The 19,061-nt window shown below is 71.5% G+C and carries 18 protein-coding genes; 14 read left to right on the top strand and 4 right to left on the bottom strand.

Features of this window, described 5'->3' with window-relative positions:
- Nucleotides 1-137 precede the first annotated feature (137 nt).
- Together FNH21_RS01545 and FNH21_RS01540 are read right to left on the bottom strand one after the other, a co-directional pair.
- Nucleotides 138-761, bottom strand: coding sequence for an isochorismatase family protein (locus FNH21_RS01545; protein WP_152811791.1), 624 nt, complete (start codon nt 759-761; stop codon nt 138-140).
- A complete protein-coding gene (locus FNH21_RS01540; RefSeq protein WP_277819716.1) occupies nt 758-2,077 on the bottom strand; it encodes a nicotinate phosphoribosyltransferase in 1,320 nt (439 codons plus the stop codon). Before FNH21_RS01540 ends, FNH21_RS01545 begins: the two co-directional genes overlap by 4 nt.
- A 129-nt stretch (nt 2,078-2,206) precedes the next feature.
- On the opposite strand from FNH21_RS01540, the gene clpS reads away from it, so the two are divergent.
- From clpS to FNH21_RS01500, 9 genes are all read left to right on the top strand, one after another.
- Nucleotides 2,207-2,515 (top strand): ATP-dependent Clp protease adapter ClpS, encoded by a 309-nt coding sequence (gene clpS / locus FNH21_RS16865; RefSeq protein ID WP_206687016.1) that lies wholly within the window; start codon nt 2,207-2,209, stop codon nt 2,513-2,515.
- Between the two features lie 9 nt (nt 2,516-2,524).
- Nucleotides 2,525-3,100: a DUF2017 domain-containing protein gene (locus tag FNH21_RS01535; protein WP_152811789.1), complete on the top strand. Its 576-nt coding sequence runs from the start codon at nt 2,525-2,527 to the stop codon at nt 3,098-3,100.
- A gap of 84 nt (nt 3,101-3,184) precedes the next feature.
- Nucleotides 3,185-4,096 carry a glutamate racemase gene (gene murI / locus FNH21_RS01530; protein ID WP_152811787.1) on the top strand — a complete coding sequence of 304 codons (912 nt, stop codon included), beginning with the start codon at nt 3,185-3,187 and terminating at the stop codon, nt 4,094-4,096.
- Complete coding sequence (locus FNH21_RS01525) at nt 4,093-4,890, top strand: MBL fold metallo-hydrolase (RefSeq protein WP_152811785.1); 798 nt, start codon at nt 4,093-4,095, stop codon at nt 4,888-4,890. The genes murI and FNH21_RS01525 overlap by 4 nt, the downstream gene beginning before the upstream one ends.
- 130 nt (nt 4,891-5,020) lie before the next feature.
- Nucleotides 5,021-5,812 carry a ribonuclease PH gene (gene rph, locus FNH21_RS01520; protein ID WP_152811783.1) on the top strand — a complete coding sequence of 264 codons (792 nt, stop codon included), beginning with the start codon at nt 5,021-5,023 and terminating at the stop codon, nt 5,810-5,812.
- Nucleotides 5,805-6,434, top strand: coding sequence for an RdgB/HAM1 family non-canonical purine NTP pyrophosphatase (gene rdgB / locus FNH21_RS01515; protein ID WP_191931505.1), 630 nt, complete (start codon nt 5,805-5,807; stop codon nt 6,432-6,434). Before rph ends, rdgB begins: the two co-directional genes overlap by 8 nt.
- A 138-nt stretch (nt 6,435-6,572) precedes the next feature.
- A complete protein-coding gene (locus FNH21_RS01510) occupies nt 6,573-7,259 on the top strand; it encodes a DedA family protein (RefSeq protein ID WP_338403114.1) in 687 nt (228 codons plus the stop codon).
- Entirely contained in the window at nt 7,256-7,945 is a 690-nt protein-coding gene (locus FNH21_RS01505; protein WP_338403113.1) for a GNAT family N-acetyltransferase, read from the top strand. Before FNH21_RS01510 ends, FNH21_RS01505 begins: the two co-directional genes overlap by 4 nt.
- Before the next feature lie 252 nt (nt 7,946-8,197).
- On the top strand, nt 8,198-9,190 hold the full coding sequence (locus FNH21_RS01500) for an exonuclease domain-containing protein (protein WP_191931503.1): 993 nt from the start codon (nt 8,198-8,200) through the stop codon (nt 9,188-9,190).
- Nucleotides 9,191-9,225: 35 nt separating this feature from the next.
- On the opposite strand, the gene FNH21_RS01495 is transcribed toward FNH21_RS01500, so the two are convergent.
- Together FNH21_RS01495 and FNH21_RS01490 are read right to left on the bottom strand one after the other, a co-directional pair.
- Complete coding sequence (locus FNH21_RS01495) at nt 9,226-10,140, bottom strand: SDR family NAD(P)-dependent oxidoreductase (protein WP_152811781.1); 915 nt, start codon at nt 10,138-10,140, stop codon at nt 9,226-9,228.
- A 315-nt stretch (nt 10,141-10,455) separates the two neighbouring features.
- A complete protein-coding gene (locus FNH21_RS01490; RefSeq protein ID WP_152811779.1) occupies nt 10,456-11,667 on the bottom strand; it encodes an ADP-ribosylglycohydrolase family protein in 1,212 nt (403 codons plus the stop codon).
- 151 nt (nt 11,668-11,818) lie between these two features.
- Here FNH21_RS01490 and FNH21_RS01485 point away from each other — a divergent pair, with 151 nt between their 5' ends.
- From FNH21_RS01485 to FNH21_RS01465, 5 genes are all read left to right on the top strand, one after another.
- A complete protein-coding gene (locus FNH21_RS01485) occupies nt 11,819-12,985 on the top strand; it encodes an aquaporin (RefSeq protein ID WP_191931502.1) in 1,167 nt (388 codons plus the stop codon).
- Nucleotides 12,986-13,051: 66 nt separating this feature from the next.
- A complete protein-coding gene (locus FNH21_RS01480) occupies nt 13,052-14,215 on the top strand; it encodes an exonuclease SbcCD subunit D (RefSeq protein WP_152811775.1) in 1,164 nt (387 codons plus the stop codon).
- A gap of 9 nt (nt 14,216-14,224) precedes the next feature.
- On the top strand, nt 14,225-17,299 hold the full coding sequence (locus FNH21_RS01475; RefSeq protein WP_152811773.1) for an AAA family ATPase: 3,075 nt from the start codon (nt 14,225-14,227) through the stop codon (nt 17,297-17,299).
- Between the two features lie 71 nt (nt 17,300-17,370).
- Nucleotides 17,371-18,768, top strand: coding sequence for an MFS transporter (locus tag FNH21_RS01470; protein ID WP_152811771.1), 1,398 nt, complete (start codon nt 17,371-17,373; stop codon nt 18,766-18,768).
- A gap of 104 nt (nt 18,769-18,872) precedes the next feature.
- Nucleotides 18,873-19,034 carry a hypothetical protein gene (locus FNH21_RS01465; protein WP_191931501.1) on the top strand — a complete coding sequence of 54 codons (162 nt, stop codon included), beginning with the start codon at nt 18,873-18,875 and terminating at the stop codon, nt 19,032-19,034.
- The last annotated feature ends 27 nt before the right edge of the window (nt 19,035-19,061 follow it).

Raw genomic sequence — 19,061 nt, 5'->3', positions numbered from 1 at the left:
GGGGGCAGGGCAGCCGCCGGTGGGAGGTGGGTCGCACAAGCAGCGCTATCAGGGGAAAGAGGCCGGCCGCCCAGGCAGGCCCGCGAAACGACGGAAGGCCGGGCTGCCGCAGCCCGGCCTTCCTGCGTTCTCAGTAGTCAGCGCGCCAGTTCGACACCGGCTGATTCCAGTTCGTCGAGGACGTCGTCGGTCCGCTCGGCATGCACGCCCTTCGTGAGCCCGGTCAGCAGGGTGACGGCGTAACCGGCCTGGAGCGCGTCGAGAGCCGTCGCCCGCACGCAGTAGTCGGTCGCGAGTCCTGCGACGGCGACCTCGTCGACCTCGTGGTCACGCAGCCAGTCGTCCAGCGTCATCGGGTCGTCGTCGCTCTCGGCGGCCCCGCCGCCCAGCTTCTGCTCGCCGGTCGGCACTTCGTCGTCGGGGGCCTTGACGCCCTCGAAGCCCGAGTAGGCCGCCTCAAACTGGCCCTTTCGGAACACGGCGTCGATGCTCTCAGTGTCGAGGTCGCGATGGAAGTCGGAGCCCTTGGTGTCCGCGACGCAGTGGACCGGCCAGGAGTCGACGAAGTCCGGGGCCTCCGAGAAGTGCGCGCCGGGATCGATGTGCCAGTCCTGCGTCGCCACGATGTAGTCGTAGGAGCCGGCCTGCTCGTCGATGTGGTCGCTGATGTCGGCCGCCACCTGGGCGCCGCCCTGCACGGCGAGCGTGCCGCCCTCGCAGAAGTCGTTCTGCACGTCCACGATGATCAGTGCGCGTGTCATGCTGATGCCTCCTCGTACTCGGTGGGGATGACGGGTTCGCCGCGCTGCAGGCGCAGCACTGCTCCGGGCAGCTCGGCGATCGAGTGCGCATGGCGATCGGCTGCGCGCGTGACCGCCTCCGGGCCGGTCCAGCCGGGGAGGACGACGCCGTCCCTGACGAACTGCTGGATGAGCGGGCGGTCGTTGCCGTCGTCGGCCGGTGTCAGGCCGATGCCGACCACCTCGACCTGCGCGGTGCCGTGCTCGTCGAGGCGGCGGAGCGCGTGCTTGATCCCGCCCACGGAGACCTTGTTCTTGGCGGCTTTCGCCACCGGGACGAACCTGCCGTCGTCGTCCTGGCGGCTGACCAGCTTGTAGACCATGCCCGCGGTCGGAGCGCCGGAGCCCGTGACGAGCGACGTCCCGACACCGTAGGAGTCCACGGGCGCGGAGGCGAGGAGGCCGATGGCGAACTCGTCGAGATCCGAGGTTACGACGATCCGGGTCGAATGGTTACCGAGGTCGTCGAGCAGCTGGCGGACCCAGCGTGCCTGGGCCACGAGGTCACCGGAGTCGAGCCGGACGGCTCCGAGCTCCGGTCCGGCCACCTCGACGGCGGTGCGCACACCCTGCTCGACGTCGTACGTGTCCACCAGCAGCGAGGTGCTCCTGCCGAGCGAGGCGACCTGCGCCTCGAACGCCGCGCGCTCCGAATCGTGCAGCAGCGTGAAGGAGTGGGCGGCGGTACCGACTGTCGGGAGGCCGTAGCGCCGTCCGGCCTCGAGGTTGGACGTGCTGGCGAATCCGCCGATGATGGCTGCCCGGGCCGCGGCTACCGCGGACTCCTCGTGCGTGCGCCGAGAGCCCATCTCGATGCACGGACGTCCGGCTGACGCACCCGTCATGCGGGAGGCGGCCGAGGCGATGGCGCTGTCGTGGTTGAGGATGGACAGGACGAGCGTCTCGAGGATGCAGGCCTCGGCGAACGTCGACTCCACCGTGAGGATGGGGGAGTTGGGGAAGAAGGCCTCTCCCTCCGCGTAGCCCGAGATGGAGCCCGTGAAGCGGAAGTCCGCCAGCCACGCGAGCGTGGTGTCGTCGACGATCCCGCGGTCCGAGAGGAAGGCCAGCTGGGCGTCGTCGAACCGGAACGTGGACAGCGCCTCCAGGAGCCGCCCGGTACCGGCGACCACGCCGTAGCGGCGTCCCGCCGGGAGACGCCGCGCGAAGGCCTCGAAGACGGACCGGCGGTGTGCGGCTCCGGAGTGCAGGGAGGCCTGCAGCATGGTGAGTTCGTACTGGTCGGTGAACAGGGCGCTGTTCGGCGCATTCACCAGGGCGTGTGCCGGCGGGGCGGCGGGCGGATCGGTGGTTAGGGCGTCAGTCACCCTCAGAACGATAGCCGTGCGTCCGCTGTGGGAGTACCCGGCCACCGGGCGTCGGTGCCGCGACCTAGAATGAACGCTATGACAGTAGGCTTTGCCACCGGTACCGATACCGAGGAGAAGGTTCGGACGGACGAGAAGACCGATCTGGACCAGCCCTGGGTCGTCGTGGTCTGGAATGATCCCGTGAACCTGATGAGCTATGTGAGCTACGTGTTCCAGTCCTACTTCGGCTACTCGGAGGCCAAGGCCCGCACGCTCATGCTCGAGGTGCACGAGGAGGGGCGCTCCGCCGTCGTGTCCGGTACCCGGGAGAAGGTGGAGCAGGACACCGTGGCCCTCCACTCCTACGGCCTCTGGGCCACCTTCGAAAAAGCCGGAAGCGAGTAGGCCCACCCCATGGCGAAACCCTTCAAATCGACGCGCCGCGGCATCACGGGTGCGCTGGAGCCCGGGGAGGCTCGCCTCCTCGGTGCCCTGCTCGACGACGTCGTGACCATGCTCGAGCCCGACACGGCACCGAGCGAGGATCCGCTGGCCGCCCTGGTGGGCATGTCCGGCGCCGACGCCCAGGCGACGGCGCCCGACGACTCCGCCGTCCGCCGCCTCCTGCCCGACGCCGTCCGGGGTGACGACGACGAGGCCCTCGCCTTCCGCCGCCTGACCGAACGCTCGTTGCGCGAGCAGAAGATCGGAGCCCTCAGGGGGAGCGCGCTGCTCATCGAGTCCAGCCCCATGACCCTGAACGACGATCAGGCGAGGCTTCTGGCGCAGGCACTGAACGACGTGCGCCTGGTCCTCGCGGACCGGCTCTCCATCGAGTCGGAGGAGGACGCCGAGCGCCTCCACGACATCGCCGACTCCAAGGACGTGGACGACGTCGAGTCCTACCTGGCACTCGTGTACAACTTCGTCACCTGGCTGCAGGAGTCCCTCGTCCGGGCCATGCTGAAGGCCGCGCGGCTCGATCGCTGAGCCAGGGGCGATGGTCCGCCTGTGACAAACCCCACGGATCGGCGCGTGGTGTTCACGGGCGGGACGCCATACTCTCGGAGGATCATGAGTCCAGATCGAGCGAACACCGACCGCAGCGAAGCGCCCATCGGCATCTTCGACTCCGGCGTCGGCGGACTGACCGTCGCGAGAGCGGTCATCGACCAGCTTCCCCACGAATCCATCATGTACGTCGGTGACACGGCGAACGGTCCGTACGGTCCGCTGCCCATCGCGCGGGTCCGCGCCCACGCCCTCGGCGTCATGGACGAGCTCGTGGACTCCGGGGTCAAGCTGCTGATCATCGCCTGCAACTCGGCGTCCGCGGCCGTGCTGCGCGACGCCAGGGAACGCTACACCGAGCGGTACGGCATCCCCGTCATCGAGGTCATCCAGCCCGCCGTCCGGCGCGCGGTCGCATCGACGAGATCGGGCCGGATCGGCGTGATCGGCACGTCGGCCACCGTCGGCTCCCGCGCCTACGACGACACCTTCGCCGCCGCTCCACACCTCGAGGTCACCTCCGTGGCCTGCCCCTCGTTCGTCGAGTTCGTCGAGGCGGGCATCACCGGTGGGCCCGCGCTGCTGCGCACGGCCGAGGAGTACCTCGCGCCGCTGAAGGATGTCGGGATCGACACCCTCGTGCTCGGCTGCACCCACTATCCCCTCCTGACGGGCGTCATCTCCTACGTCATGGGCGACGACGTCACGCTCGTCTCCAGTGCCGAGGAGACGGCGAAGGACGTCTACCGGGCGCTCGTGTCCCACGGGCTGGAACGCGACAGCACGGACACCGCCGTCCACCGGTTCATCGCGACGGGTGATGCTGCGAGCTTCGAGGTCCTGGCCCGGCGTTTCCTCGGTCCCGAGGTGCTGTCGGTGCAGCACGTGGACCACGTCGCAGCCCAGTACCCGACCGGCAGCCTGGCGCGCATCACCCCCGAGATGATCGCCGCCGCCGGCTTCCCGCGCGCATGAAGCTCACCATCGTCGGGTGCAGTGGTTCCTTCCCCGGTCCGCAGTCACCGGCCTCCTGCTACCTGCTGAGCGCCGAGTGGCAGGGCCGTACGTGGCGGATCCTGCTCGATCTCGGCAACGGATCCCTCGGCGCCCTCCAGCGGTACATGGACCTCCGCGAGATCGACGGCGTGTTCCTCTCCCACCTGCACCCCGACCACTGCATGGACCTCTGCGGACTGCACGTCGCCGTGCACTGGGATCCCTCGGGCTGGGGCATGCCGCGCATCCCCGTCTGGGGTCCGGCGGCGACGGCCGACCGCATGGCCAGCGCGTACGGGCTCGACCCCGATCCCGGCATGCACGAGGACTTCGACTTCCGTTCCTGGACCGACCGGGCGCCCGTCACGGTGGGTCCGTTCACCGTGACACCGTTCCAGGTGCTGCACCCCATCGACGAGGCCTACGCGCTGCGGGTGGAGGTCGCGGAGACCGACGCCGAGGGCAGCCCGAAGGCGCACGTCCTCACCTACTCCGGGGACACCGACGCCTGCGAGGGCCTCGTCGACGCCGCGCGCGACGCGGACATCTTCCTGTGCGAGGCTGCCTTCCACGAGGGGCGGGACGACGCCATCACGGGCGTCCACCTCACGGGCAAGCGGGCGGGGGACGTCGCCACCCGGGCCTCGGCGAAGCGCCTGCTGCTCACCCACCTGCCGGTATGGAACGACGCCAACCTCGCGGTGAGCGAGGCGCGTGAGAGTTACGACGGCCATCTCGCCGTCGCCGTCGCGGGCGTGTCCTACACGGTCTGAGAAGTCCTGTCCGGCCCGGTCACCGCCCGGGCGCTCCTGCCCGCGGATCGGGGGAGAGGGGCGGCCGGATCACCGCAGGCCCAGCGTGCTCCGGGCTACCTCCCATGACCGCCCGTCTAGACTGGAAATCATGACCTCCGCGAACGCCACGCCCGCCTCCGCCTCCGCTTCCGCCGCAGCACCCGTGGTGCGGGCGGACGGCCGGACTCCCGACCAGCTGCGCAACATCAGCATCACGCGCGGGTGGTCCAAGCAGGCCGAGGGCTCCGCACTCATCGAATTCGGCAACACGCGGGTGCTCTGCACCGCTTCGCTGACCAGTGGCGTGCCGCGCTGGCTGAAGGGCGAGGGCAAGGGCTGGGTCACGGCGGAGTACGCGATGCTGCCGCGCGCCACGAACACGCGGTCCGACCGCGAGTCCGTGAAGGGCAAGATCGGTGGCCGAACGCACGAGATCTCGCGCCTGATCGGACGCTCGCTGCGCTCCATCATCGACACGAAGGCGCTCGGGGAGAACACCATCGTGCTCGACTGCGACGTGCTCCAGGCGGACGGGGGCACCCGCACCGCAGCGATCACCGGGGCCTACGTGGCGCTCGCCGACGCCATCCGCTACGCCAAGGACAAGAAGCTCATCCCGGCGTCGGCGTCCCCGCTGACCGACACCGTCGCCGCCATCAGCGTGGGCATCATCGATGGTGTCCCCATGCTCGATCTGCCCTACGTCGAGGACGTGCGCGCGGAGACGGACATGAACGTCGTCGTCACGGGTTCCGGGACGTTCGTCGAGGTGCAGGGCACGGCCGAGGGGGCACCCTTCGACCGCACCGAACTCGACGCCCTCCTCGACCTGGCCCTGCTCGGTACGGCCCAGCTCGCACAGATCCAGATCGACACGCTGCGGGACACCCACGGTGGCTGACCGACCCGAGCCCCGCCTCGTCCTCGCGACACGCAACGCGGGCAAGCTCCGGGAGCTGAGGGACCTGCTGCGGGGCCAGGTCCCCGGACTCGACGTCGACACGCAGGTCGTCGATGCCGCCGCCGCCGGTGCGCCGGACGTCGTCGAGAGCGGCGTGACCTTCGAGGAGAACGCCCTGCTGAAAGCCGAGCAGACGGCCGCCGCAACCGGCCTGATCGCCGTCGCGGACGACTCCGGCCTGGCCGTTGATGTCCTCGGGGGCGCTCCCGGTATCTTCTCGGCGCGCTGGGCAGGACGTCACGGGGACGACGCCGCCAATCTCGACCTGCTCCTGGCGCAGCTCGCCGACATCCCGGAGGACCGCAGGGGCGCAGCCTTCGTCTGCGCTGCAGCCCTCGCGCGCCCGCGGGTTGCGGGCGGGCACACCGAGCGCGGCGAACTGCGCGGGTCGCTACTGGTGGCCCCCCGCGGCGAGGGTGGGTTCGGATACGATCCGATCCTCGTCCCGGCCGGCCTCGACCGCAGCTGCGCCGAACTGACACGTGACGAGAAGAACGCCATCAGCCACCGGGGCATCGCCTTCCGGGCCCTCCTGCCGCACCTTGTCGACGCGCTGTCCTGAGCCGGACCGACACACCCCCGAACAGCACGCAGCGACACCCGAGCAACCAGCAGTACTGACCGACGAAGAACGGCGTCACCGACGCCGGCCAGCACCGGCCGTCCCGCAGGGCGGACCTCGAGAGGGACGGACACCACCGTGAGCATCATCCAGGCAGCCCAGGCGGTCCATGTCGCAGCAGCGACCACGCCATCGTCGGACGGCTCGGCACTCGGCGCGGTCACCGACTGGGCGGTCAACCTGATGGAGACCATCGGCGCCCCCGGCGCGGGACTGGCCATCGCGCTGGAGAACCTCTTCCCACCGCTGCCCAGCGAGGTGATCCTGCCGCTGGCGGGGTTCACCGCCAGCAGGGGCAACTTCTCCCTGTTCGAGGCCATCCTGTGGACCACCCTCGGTTCCGTCGTCGGCGCCTTCGCGCTCTACGCCCTCGGCGCCTGGCTCGGCCGGGACCGCATGCGGCGCCTCGTGTCCAGGGTGCCGCTGATCGACATCGAGGATGTCGACAAGGTGGAGGACTGGTTCAACCGGCACGGCTACCGGGCGGTGTTCTTCGGGCGGATGATCCCGCTGTTCCGGAGCCTCGTCTCCATACCGGCCGGTATCGAACGGATGCCGGTCCCCGTGTTCCTGCTGCTCACGACCGCCGGCAGTCTCATCTGGAACTCGATCTTCGTCCTCGCCGGCTTCTACCTGGGCGAGAACTGGCACATCGTCGAGCAGTACGCGAACACGTTCCAGAAGATCGTGATCGTCGCCGTCGTGCTGTTCGCGATCTGGTTCGTCGTCTCCAAGGTGCGCAAGCACCGGGCGAAGCGCGTGTGACGGTGTCCGGCGGCACGGGGCGGGCAGTCGACCCGCTCGTCGCGGTCTGGCCGCTGTTCGGGCTGGTCATCCGGACTCCGCGCCTCGTCCTGACCCCGGTGCGCGACGAGCACCTGCCGGAACTGGTCGATGCCGTGCTCGCGGGGATCCACGACCCCGGTGAGATGCCGTTCGGTGTCCCCTGGACGGACGCCCCGCGCGATGTGCTCATCCCGGAGACGGCCAGGCACCAGTGGCGGCTGCGCGCCGGCGTGTCCGTGGGGAGCTGGACCATCAACTTCGCCGTGCTGCGCGAGGGGCGCGTCATCGGTGTGCAGGACCTGGCCGCGCGGTCCTTCCCGCTCCTCGGTCAGGTGGCGTCGGGATCGTGGCTGACCCGCACGGCCCAGGGTCAGGGCCTCGGCACGGAGATGCGTGCCGGCATGCTGCAGTTCGCGTTCGACCATCTGGGAGCGACGACGGCCACGTCGGAGGCCGCCGACTGGAACGCCGCCTCCCTCGGTGTGTCCCACCGCCTCGGCTACCGGGACAACGGCACCGCACTGGTGGAAGGCCGCGCGGGTCAGGTCCAGCGTCTGCAGAACCTCCTGCTCGCGCGGGCGGACTTCGTGCGTCCGGCCTGGACGGCGGAGGTGCAGGGCGCCGCCGCCGCCCTCGCCCTGCTCACGCCCGGACCACCGCGCTGACCCGACCTGACGTGCCGGGTTCGACGTCGTGCAGTCGGTCAGGGCCGGCCCGTGACGTCCCGTTCCGTTCCGTTCCGGCATCCTCGGGAGATCGGAGGACGGCTCGCAGTGCAGCGCCTCGACGCCGAGGGCGACCGCCGCTGCGGTGTTCGCGGGGCGTCGTCCACAGAGTTGAACCAAGGAGGGACGCGCCGAGCCCTCGGTGACGGCGGATGAACGGACGTGGGGGTGCGCGGCAGTAAAGTGGAGGACGTGGGAATCGCGTTCACGGCCATCGACTTCGAGACGGCGAATGGCTTCCGCGGTTCCCCGTGTGCCGTCGGACTGACGAAGGTCCGCGACGGCCGGATCGTCGAGGAAGCCTCCTGGCTCATGCGCCCGCCGCAGGGCCACGACCACTTCGACTCCCGCAACATCGCGATCCACGGGATCACCTCCGGCATGGTCGCGGACTCCCCGCGCTTCGGTGACCTGTTCCCCGAGATCGGTGGCTTCATCGGTTCGGATGTGATCGTCGCGCACAACGCGGCGTTCGACCTCGGCGTGATCCGGTCAGCCCTCGAGGTCTCCGCGCTCGCGGGTCCCGCCTGGGATTACGCGTGCACGGTGGTGCTCTCCCGGAAGAGCTACTCGCTCCCGTCCTACTCCCTTCCCTTCGTCGCCGAAGCGGCGGGCGTGCCCCTGCTCAACCACCACGACGCCGTCGAGGACGCGCGTGCCTGCGCGGGAATCATGATCGACATCGCCCGTCGGTACGACGCCCATACGGTCGAGGACGTGCTCGGATCCCACAGTCTTGCCCTGTCGCGCGCCGAACCGTATGCGCCGGGTGTCGACGAATTGTCCAAGGCGACCCGCACCGCGCTCGGGCGCAGTACTTCGGCCACGGGGTGGTCGGGGTGGCCCGAGGAGGGCGAGAACCCGCACGCCAACGCCCAGGCCGATCCCCGTCATCCGCTGTACGGACAGACGGTCGTCTTCACGGGCAGCCTCGGCATCTCCCGGCCGCAGGCGAAGGAACGGGCAGCGCGGCTCGGCGCCCAGCCCGCGAGTGCGGTCACCCGGCGCACCACCGTCCTCGTGGTCGGTGACGGTTTCGTCGCGTCGGACCTGCGGAACGGCCGGGTCACGGGCAAGGCCCGGCGGGTCCTCGAACTGCACGAGCGGGGTCAGGCGATCGAGGTGCTGTCCGAGGCGGAATTCCTCCAGATGACGGGCGGTCGCTGGCCCGTGGAGAGCCAGTAGCGCCCTGCCGAGGCGGTGCCGGAGGCCGATCTCCGTCAGAAGCGCAGCTCGATCCCCGTCAGGTCCGCGGACAGGTCGATCAGTCGGGACGCGGCGTTGCTCTCCCGTGCGTGCCGCTGCGCCGGGACGATCGCGGGAAGGCCCTTCAGCTGGAACCAGCCGTCCGGCCCGCAGTAGGCGCCGTTGGGGATGGAGCGGTCCACGGTCGCCCGCACGAGCGGCCACGCGCCGTCGTCCTTGCCCTGCGCCACCTGCCGCATCACGGCGCGCCGCCACACCGGGGCGTCGCGGTGCGCGGCGATGCCCGGCCGGTCCGGCGTCAACATCCCGAGCGCGAAGCCCGGGTGTGCCACGACGCTGGTGGCCGCGCTGCGGGTGAGGTCGAGACGGCGCGCCAGCTCGAACCCGAAGGCCGTCACCGCGAGCTTCGAGGTGGCATAGGCACTCGCGTTCCGGTACGTGGAGGGCGCCAGGGTCGACGGCGTCAGGCGCGCCCAGCGGTGGCTGATGCTCCCGAGGTGCACGATCCTCGTCCCGGCAGCCGACAGCGCGGGAAGAAGCAGTGCGACGAGGGCGTAGTGCCCGAGGTGGTTGGTGCCGAACTGCAGCTCGAAACCGTCCGCCGTCGTCCGCCGCTCCGGTGAGCCGACCACCCCCGCGTTCGCGAGCAGGCCCGCCAGGGGCGGCCCCGCGGACAGGACGCCGGCGGCCGACCGCACCGACGCGAGGTCGGCGAGGTCGAGCTGCTGGAAGGAGACATCGGCATCGGGGTGCCGGTCCCGGATGGCCTGGATCGCGGCTCGGGCCTTCGTCTCGTCGCGCGACGCCATGACCACGCTCGCGCCGGCCCCGGCGAGCTGCTCGCAGGCGAAGTACCCGAGCCCGGCATTGCCGCCCGTGACGAGGATGCGGCGGCCCGTGAGGGAGGGGAGGGCGAGGGGGTTCCACATGAGGCCAGCCTAGGCGGTCCGCCCTTTGCCGGTCCGGGCCCGCGGCTCTTCCTCCGGCGTGGGTCCCGCGGCTCCTCCTCCGGTGTGGCCCCTGTGAGTCAGGAGCCCGTGGTGGCGGAGGGCAGTGCCCGGGCCACGCGGCGCCTCCTCCGGCGTGGACCCCTGTGAGTCAGGAGCCCGTGGTGGCGGAGGGCAGTGCCCGCGGCCATACCGCGGGACCGTCCGGTGTGGACCCCTGCGAGTCAGGGGCCGTGGTCGCGGAGGGCAGTGCCCGGGCCATGCCGCGGATCGTCCGGTGTGGTGGACCCCTGTGAGTCAGGAGCCCGTGGTCGCGGAGAGCAGTGCCCGGGCCATGCCGCGAACGACGGCGGCCACGCCCGGGGCGTCGAGGTAGCCGGTGGGCAGGGCGGCCGTCCCGTGGAGTGCGCCGATCATCCCGCCCGCGAGGGACGCGGCGATCGTCGAGGAGGCGTCGGGTCGTCCCGCCGCCGCTGCATGCGCCAGCGCAGCCGCGAGCTGGTCGCGCGGGGATGCCGCCTCGTCCACCCCTTCGAGAACCGCCTGGAGCGCCGCCTCGAACGTGCCGGCCGCCGTCGTGCTCTCCGCGCGGCTACCCGTCGTCGTCGCGTCCGCCGTCGTGGCTGCCACGGCTGCGGCGGCGACCCTGCCGTCTCCCGCGTCCCCGGTGGTCGCCGCGTCTCCCGCGGCCCCGCGCCGGGCGCCGGGCCGGTCGGCCTCACCAGTCAGGGGGACCGGCGCCGTCGAACCGCTCGGCACTCCGGTCGCGCCGGCGTCGTGCGCCGCTCCGCGCGCGAGATCCTGCTCCTCACCCCGGACGAGACGGAGTGCCTCGGCCAGGGAGAGCCCGTCGATGGCGAGCGCCCGGATGATCCCGCTGAAGAGGGCCGCCGTGCCCCGGGCCGCGGCGGACCCGTGCGTGAGCGCCGCGGCATCCACCGTCAGCCGTTCCACCATGCTCTCGGGGATGCGCGGGACGAGGCCGAACGGTGCCGAACGCATCAGCGCTCCGGCCCCTTCCGCCTGGGGGTTGACCGGTCGTGACCGCGTGCCCATCTCGCCCGTGAGCAGGGCACGCACCGTGTCGCCGTCGGGCTCGTGGACGGGAAGGAGGTCCTCCTGCGCGTCGATCCATCGGCCGGGCGGCGCGGGCGCGTTGGCGGGCAGGTGTTCGCCCTGGCACGTGAGCCAGCGCAGGTACGCGAGCCAGAGGCATGCCGTCTCGTCGGCTGCGACGCCGTCGTTCGCCCACTCGAGTGCGTCCACGAGACCGTCCACCGTGTACAGGGTCAGCTGCGTGGCGTCGGAGACCGCGAGATCAGCCGGATCACCCAGCGCCCCGGTCGGGTCGTCGCCGACCGTTGCCAGCACACCGTAGGCGTCACCGGCCATGATGCCCAGCAGGCACCCGAGGACGCGGTCCTCGTACGTGGCGGCCGGGCCTCCGGCGCCCGCCACCTCCGGCGTGAGATCGGTCGGGGTGGCTGAAGCGGCGTCATCTGTGGTCACCTGATCAGTCTAGGGAGACCGGCGAGGGCCCGGCACCCGGCAGGCGGACCTGCTCCCAGCAGCCGCCCAGACTAGGATGGAAAGCTCGTCGGCGGCCCGGTCCTCCTCCCGGGTGGTCTCCCAGCACGTCCGACCGAAGGATGACGACCCCATGACGCAGCACAGCATCGCGCCCGACCCGGAGTCGCGCGCCTCCGCTCAGAGCACCGAGCAGGGCATCGGGGACAGCTCGGCGCAGGGCAGGGGGAACGGCTCGGAGGGTGGCTCGTGGCGTGACGGCGAGCTCCGGGCGCCCGGCCTCCTCGCCCGGTCCGTGGCCGAGGGCATCGGCTCGTTCTTCGTGATCCTCGCAGGCCTCGGGGCCACCATGCTGGCGACCGAGACCTCCATCCAGCCGTCGCTCGTGTTCGGCTTCGCCGTCGTCGCGGCCATGATCGCCTTCGGCCATGTCTCCGGCGGGCACTTCAACCCGGCGATCACCTTCGGCTCGGCGATCGCCGGTCGCCTGAGGTGGGGATCGGTCGCCCCCTACGTCCTCGCGCAGGTGATCGGCGCCGTGGCTGCCTCGGGCCTGGTGTGGCTCGCCCTCGGCGCGAACGCACAGCTCACCGGCATCCGGACCTTCTTCAGCTCGGCGTCCAACGGTTTCGGGGAGCACTCGCCGGCGCAGTTCCCGCTGACGAGTGCCTTCCTGCTGGAGGTCGTGGCCACCGCACTGCTCGTCGCCGTCTTCCTCGGGGCGGGCTCCCGCCGCGCACGTCGCGACCTCGCGCCGTTCGCCGTCGGACTCACCGTCGCCGGGCTGCTCTCGTTCCTCCTGCCCGTGACCAACGGCGCCCTGAATCCCGTCCGTGCCACGGCGTCGGCGATCTTCGCGGACCCGTGGGCGCTCGAGCAGCTCTGGCTGTTCTGGGCGGCGCCGGTCATCGGCGGAGTGATCGCCGGGCTGGTCATCCGGAGTACCGACGCCTGGGGCTCCCCATCGATCACCGCAGGCAGGTCCCCCGGATCAGCTGGTACCGCTGATGCCCGCGATGCCGTTGATACCCCTGATGCCGCTGCTATCCCTGCCACCGCCGGGACCGCCGGGACTGCCGGGACCGCCGGGCCCGCCGGGACCTCCGGGACTGCCGGGACGACCGAGGCCGCCGAGACTACCGAGACTGCAGGGACGACCGAGACTGCCAGGCCGGCCGACGCCGCCGCGATCCCGGCACAGGACAACCACTCCGGCCGAAACGACGCCGCGACCTTCTTCGACGCCGCGGACGAGGGCCCGGACAGTGCCTCGCCACGCTCCTCCGGGCCTACGCGCTGAGCGGTTCACGGCGGCCCGCCGCGCACGATCCGGTGAATGTCGGCGAGCAGCGGTAGCGTGAAAATCATGAAGATCCTCCACACCTCGGACTGGCATCTCGGGCGTTCGTTCCACGGCACCGGGACCCTCGACGCGCAGCGGATCTTCATCGACAACCTCGAGAAGACGGTGCGCGAGGAAGGCGTGGAGATGGTCCTCGTCGCCGGGGACGTGTACGACCGCGCGCTGCCCGCCGTCGACGTCGTCGCGCTCTTCGACGACGCCCTGGATCGGCTGACGGTCGCGGGCGCGGAGGTCGTGGTCAGCAGCGGCAACCACGATTCGGCGACCCGCCTCGGCTTCGGCGGCCGCATCCTGGCACGCGGCGGCGTGCACCTCCGCACGCGGATCGACGACGTCGCCGTCCCGGTGCTGCGGCGGCTCGGGGAGGACACCGACCTCGCCGTCTACGGCGTTCCGTATCTCGAACCGCGCGTCGTCGCCGACGCCCTCGGAGCAGGGTCCAGCACCCACACGGCTGTCACCACGGCGGCCCTGGACCGCATCCGCGCGGACATCGCCCAGCGGTCGGAGGGCCGGCGCATCGTCTCCGTCGTCATGGCGCACACCTTCGCCGCAGGGGGTGCGGGATCCGACAGCGAGAGGGACCTCGCCATCGGCGGCCTCGGCTCGGTGCCCCTGGCGCTGTTCGACGGGTTCGGTTATGCCGCACTCGGGCACCTGCATGGCCGGCAGAAGCTCTCGGAGACGGTCCGCTATTCGGGCTCACCGCTCGCCTACTCCTTCTCGGAGGCGCATCAGGCGAAGGGCGCGTGGCTGATCGACGTGACACGGGACGGCGTCGGCGAGGTCCGCGCGGTCCAGTGGCCGGCACCCCGCGACCTGGCGGTGCTGCGCGGCACCCTCGACGACCTGCTGGGCCGAGACGGCCTCGAGTGGGCCGAAGCGGCCTACTGCCACGTGACGCTCACCGATGCCGAGCGGCCCGCCCGCGCCATGGAGCGCCTGCGCACACGTTTCCCGGACACGCTCGTCCTGGCCTTCGAGCCCGAGGGCGGCGAGAGGACGGACCACCGCACCTACAGCCAGCGGATCGCCGAGGCTCGGGACGACGCCGAGGTCTGCTGCGGTTTCCTCGACCATGTCCGGGGCCGGTCGGTGTCGGCAGAGGAGCGCACCCTGGTCCGCACCACCGTCGACGCCGCCCTCAGCGGCGCGTACGAGAAGTAGGGGCGTGCCATGAGGCTCCATCTCCTCGAGATCCAGGCGTTCGGGCCGTTCGCCGACCGTCAGTACGTCGATTTCGACGCCCTGTCGGATCAGGGCCTGTTCCTGCTCAACGGACCGACCGGCGCCGGCAAGTCCAGCGTCCTGGACGCGGTGTGCTTCGCGCTGTACGGGTCCGTGCCCGGCGCCAGGCAGGCAGCCAAGCGGCTCCGGAGCGACCACGCCGCGGAGTCGGTGGCGCCCGAGGTGTGCCTCGAGTTCTCGGTCGGCGACCGACGCTTCCGGGTGGTGCGGTCACCGTCCTGGGAGCGGCCCGCGCGCCGTGGGAGCGGCACCACGACCGAGCAGGCGAGGACGCTGCTCAGCGAGCGCGTCGGCGGCGACTGGGTCCAGAAGTCCGCGCGCAACGACGAGGCGGGGCTCGAGCTGCATCAGCTCCTCGGCATGGACAAGGAGCAGTTCACGAAGGTGGTGATGCTGCCCCAGGGGGAATTCGCGGCGTTCCTCCGCGCTGACGCGAAGCCCCGACGAGAGCTCCTGCAGCGCCTGTTCTCCACCACGCGGTTCGAGGACCTCGAACGGTTGTTCCTCGAGGAGAGCCAACGCTCCGCCCGGGCGCTCGAGGAGGAACAGGCGAACCAGCGGCACGTCTACCTGAGAGCCGTGGACGAGGCCCAGCGGCACGGGATCGGGATCGAGGAGACCGTGACGGTGCCCGCCGGGGCGTCGCCCCCTGCTCCTGATCCCGCCACGGGGATCCATGGACTCACCGAGGCCGTGCGGGCGCGGTGGGAGGAAGCCGCGGCCGAGAGCACGGAGCTGGCGGAGGGCAGTGCGCTGGCCGACGGTGCCCTCGCGGCCGTATCCCGGCGGCGGAGCCGCTCGGCGGCACTCGCGCGGCTCCGTGCCCAGCGGACGGAGCACGAGGGGAGGGCCGAGGAGGTCGCACAGTCCGTCGACGCCCTGCGACGCCACGACGAGGCCCGCGGGCTCGGCAGCGTCCTCGACCTCGCCGATGACGCCGCGTCCGCAGCGGACCTGGCCCGCCTGGGACAGGACGCGGCAATCGAACGAGCCCGCGCCAATGCCGTGGTGGCCGATTATCTGGACGCCGACGTGGTGCTCGGCGGGGCCGCGTCCGAGGAGGACCGCGCCCGGGTGTCGGCGGCGTTCGAGGTGGCGTCGGCCGCGTCCGCCGTCCTGAAGGCGGCGCTGCCGGACGAGCGGCGACGCCAGGAGGTGCGTCGCGATCTCGTCGGCCTGCAGAACAAGATGGCCGACCTCGACGCGAAGCTGGACGCCGTCGACAGGGAGCTCGATGCCCTCCGGCGTCGGCGGGCGGAGGACATCGAACGCCTGGGACCGCTGCGCAGGGCTGCCGACGGCCTCGCGCACCTCCGCGCGGAACTGGTCGCGGTGGAAGCAGTGGGACGGGTGGTCGAGCAGTTCGGAGCGGCGGAGGAGCGGGGCAGACGGGCCGACAGTGCGTACCTGCACGCGTCCGAGTCCTTCCTCGACCTCAAGGAGCAGTGGCTCGACCTGCTGCGCCTGCGGCTCGAACAGTCGGCAGAGGAGCTCGCGGAGCGCCTGGAGGACGGCGAACCGTGCCCGGTCTGCGGGAGCCCGGAGCATCCCGCGCCCGTCGCCTCACCCGGCGGTGACCGGGTCACCCTCGGACAGGAGCAGGAAGCCCGCCGCAGGCAGGCGGAGGCCGAGGGTGCGCTGCACGACGCGAGGGGCGTACGGGACGCCGTCCGACTCGAGATCGCGGACCTCGCCGCGCGTGGAGGCGATCGGAGTGCGGACGACGTCGAGGCCGCCGTCCTCGCCGCGCGCGTCAGGCTGCAGGAGGCGGAGACGGCGCATGCCGAATGCGCATCGGTCGAGGAGCGCGTGGCGCTCGCGGCCGAGGAGGAGGAGCGGCTCCGGGTCCGCCAGGACGTGGGGCGTGCCGAACGCAGTGATGCCGAGGCCCGGCAGGGCTCGCTGGCGGACCAGGACCTCCTGCTCTCGCGCCGGATCGACGAACTCCGGGCCGGGGCGGCGTCGCTCGCGGACCGGATCGCGGAGGTGGAGAGCGCCGCACGCGACCTCGACGAGGTCCTTCGTGCCGCCGAGGGCTTCGACCGTGCCGGCGCGATGCTCGAGGACAGCCTGGCGCGGCTCCTCGCCGCGCTGTCCGGTACGGCCTTCGACGATGCGGGGGAGGCTCGGGCGGCACTGATGCCGGACGCGCTGCTCGCTCGCACCCGTACGTCGGTCGCGGATCACGAGGTGCAGGGTCACCGGCTCGACGCTGCGTGGGAGGACGACGAGATCAGGCAGGGCCTCCGGGACGAGACGGACGGCCTTTCGGCCCCCACCGAGGAGGACGAACGGGCGGCCCACTCCGCCGCGGTGGAACTCCGGACCCGGACCCACCGGGCGGGTATCACGGCAGAGGTCCTCGGCCACTCCGTCGCGCAGCTCGAAGCGTACGCGCGGCAGCTGGCCCGGATCGAGGAGCGGATCTCCCCGCTGCGCGAGCGGGCGCAGCTCACCTCCTCGATCGCCGAGACCGCCCGAGGGGGCGGGGACAATCTGTACAAGATGTCGCTCGCCACCTACGTGCTCGCGTCGCGCCTGGAGCAGGTAGCGGCAGCGGCCACCGAACGGTTGCTCGAGATGTCGGACGGCCGCTACCAGCTCGTCCACAGCGACGCGACGGCCGGGAACAAGCGGTCAGGACTCGGGCTGAACGTCATCGACGGCTGGACGGGGAACAGGCGGGACACCTCGACCCTCTCGGGCGGAGAATCCTTCATGGCGTCCCTCGCCCTCGCGCTCGGCCTCGCCGACGTGGTGCAGCAGGAAGCCGGAGGACTCGACATCGAGACGCTGTTCGTCGACGAGGGGTTCGGCTCGCTCGACGACCAGGCCCTGGAGCAGGTGATGGACGCCCTGGAAGGGCTGCGCAGCGGTGGCCGCGTCGTCGGGCTCGTCAGCCACGTGCCCGAGTTGAAGCAGCGCGTGAGCGCCCAGCTGCAGGTGGTGAAGGGTCGGCAGGGGTCGAGCCTCCGCTTCGTGGAGCAGCCCGTCAGCGTGTAAAATCGAGCTGTTACCGGGTCGGGCGCATCGGGAGGGGGGACGATGCGCACTTCACGCACCCCGGAAAGCAGATGTACAAGAACCCCACCCCGGCATCGCCGACCCCTTCGCCGACCCCGAGCACGCCACCTGAGGTCACACCGGGCCACCGGTCCAGACTCGGCCGCTTCGGTGTCCTCCCGCAGCTCGCGGGCTCGTCCTTCCTCGTCATCGGCCTGTTCGCGCGACTCCCGCTCGCGATGCTCACGGTCGGCGCACTGACGCTCGTGACCACGGCCAGCGGTTCCTACGCAGCCGGAGGCTTCGCGGCCGGGGCCGTGGGTCTCGGATCCGCGACGGGTGCGCCCCTCCTGGGGTACCTCGCCGACCGTCGTGGGCAGCGGACGGTCCTGCTCGCCTCGGCGGTGCTGAACACCCTGGCCATCATCGGTCTGCTGGTGGTGACGATGACCAGTTCCGGCTTCACCGGCTCGGGACTCGTCCTCGTGCTCCTCTCCTCCTTGGCGATGGGCTTCACCTGCCCGCAGATCGGTCCGCTCGCGCGCGTCCGGTGGATGGCCATGACCCGGCGCGGTCCCCGCTCGTCGCTGGACACCGCTCTGTCCTACGAGGGCACGGCCGACGAACTCACCTTCGTCCTCGGGCCGGCACTCGTGGGGCTGCTCGCGTCCCTCATCGCACCCTGGCTACCGCTCGCTCTTGCGGCGGTCCTGACGCTCACCCTGGTCAGCGCCTTCGCCGTGCACCGGACGGTAGCCTTCAGCGATGCCCGGAGGGACGCCCCACGGAGCGTCGACGGACAGCAGGCGACAGAGACTGGACCGTCCACGGGCACGGTCGCCGTGGGGCAGGATCCCGTCCGGTCTCACGGGTCCGACGCGCGGGAGGAGACCGACCGTGCGCCCGCCGGCGCGTGGCTCGTGCTGATCCCCGTCGCGGGCATGATCGCCATGGGGACGTTCTTCGGCTCCACCCAGACGTTCCTCACGGCGTTCACCGGCCAGTTCGGGGCTGCAGAATCGTCCGGCCTGCTGTACGCGGTCATGGGGCTGAGCTCCGCCGTGGCCGCCCTGTCCGTGGCCTACTGGTCCCGACGGTTCCGCCACACCGCCCGCTGGACCGCCGCCGCACTCGCCATGACCGCAGCCGCAGCCGCGCTCGTCGTCCCCGCCTCGATCGGCGCGATGGTCCTGGTCCTCCTGGTCCTCGGCCTTTTCGTCGGGCCGACCATGGTGACCATCTTCTCGATCGGATCGGCCGTGGCTCCAGCGCACCGCCTGGGAACGGTCATGACCTTCCTGGCGAGCGGCATCGTGGCGGGGACCGCCCTCGGATCAGCGCTGGCCGGCACTCTCGCCGAAGCCGGCGGAGCTGCCGGCGCGGCGCTCGTCCCGGCGCTCGCCGCTGCCGTCCTGCTGCTGCTCGGCATCGCCTCGGCCATCACCCTCCGTCGCGTCCGCGGCGCCTGACAGCAGGGTCATCACCGCGGTCCACCCGCCCGGATCATCAATCGGCTGTCCATCGGCTCCCGCCACCCCTAGGATCGAAGGACACCCGAGATGCAGGAGGACGCATGAGTACCGACGGTACCGAGCACCAGGACCACGATCAGGCCGACACCGGCGGCGAGGGCCCGGAGGGCACCATCCCCTCGGGCGAGGACGGCGTGGCGGCCGGGGCCACGGAGGAGGCCAGCCACTTCGAGCCCGAGGAGGACGAGGGCGACGGAGCCTGACACCGCCGTGACGGCGCGGGGCCCGCT

The organism is Arthrobacter bussei (genome assembly GCF_009377195.2).
Classification (GTDB): domain Bacteria; phylum Actinomycetota; class Actinomycetes; order Actinomycetales; family Micrococcaceae; genus Arthrobacter_D; species Arthrobacter_D bussei.
This window is presented reverse-complemented; position numbering and strand designations above follow the sequence as displayed.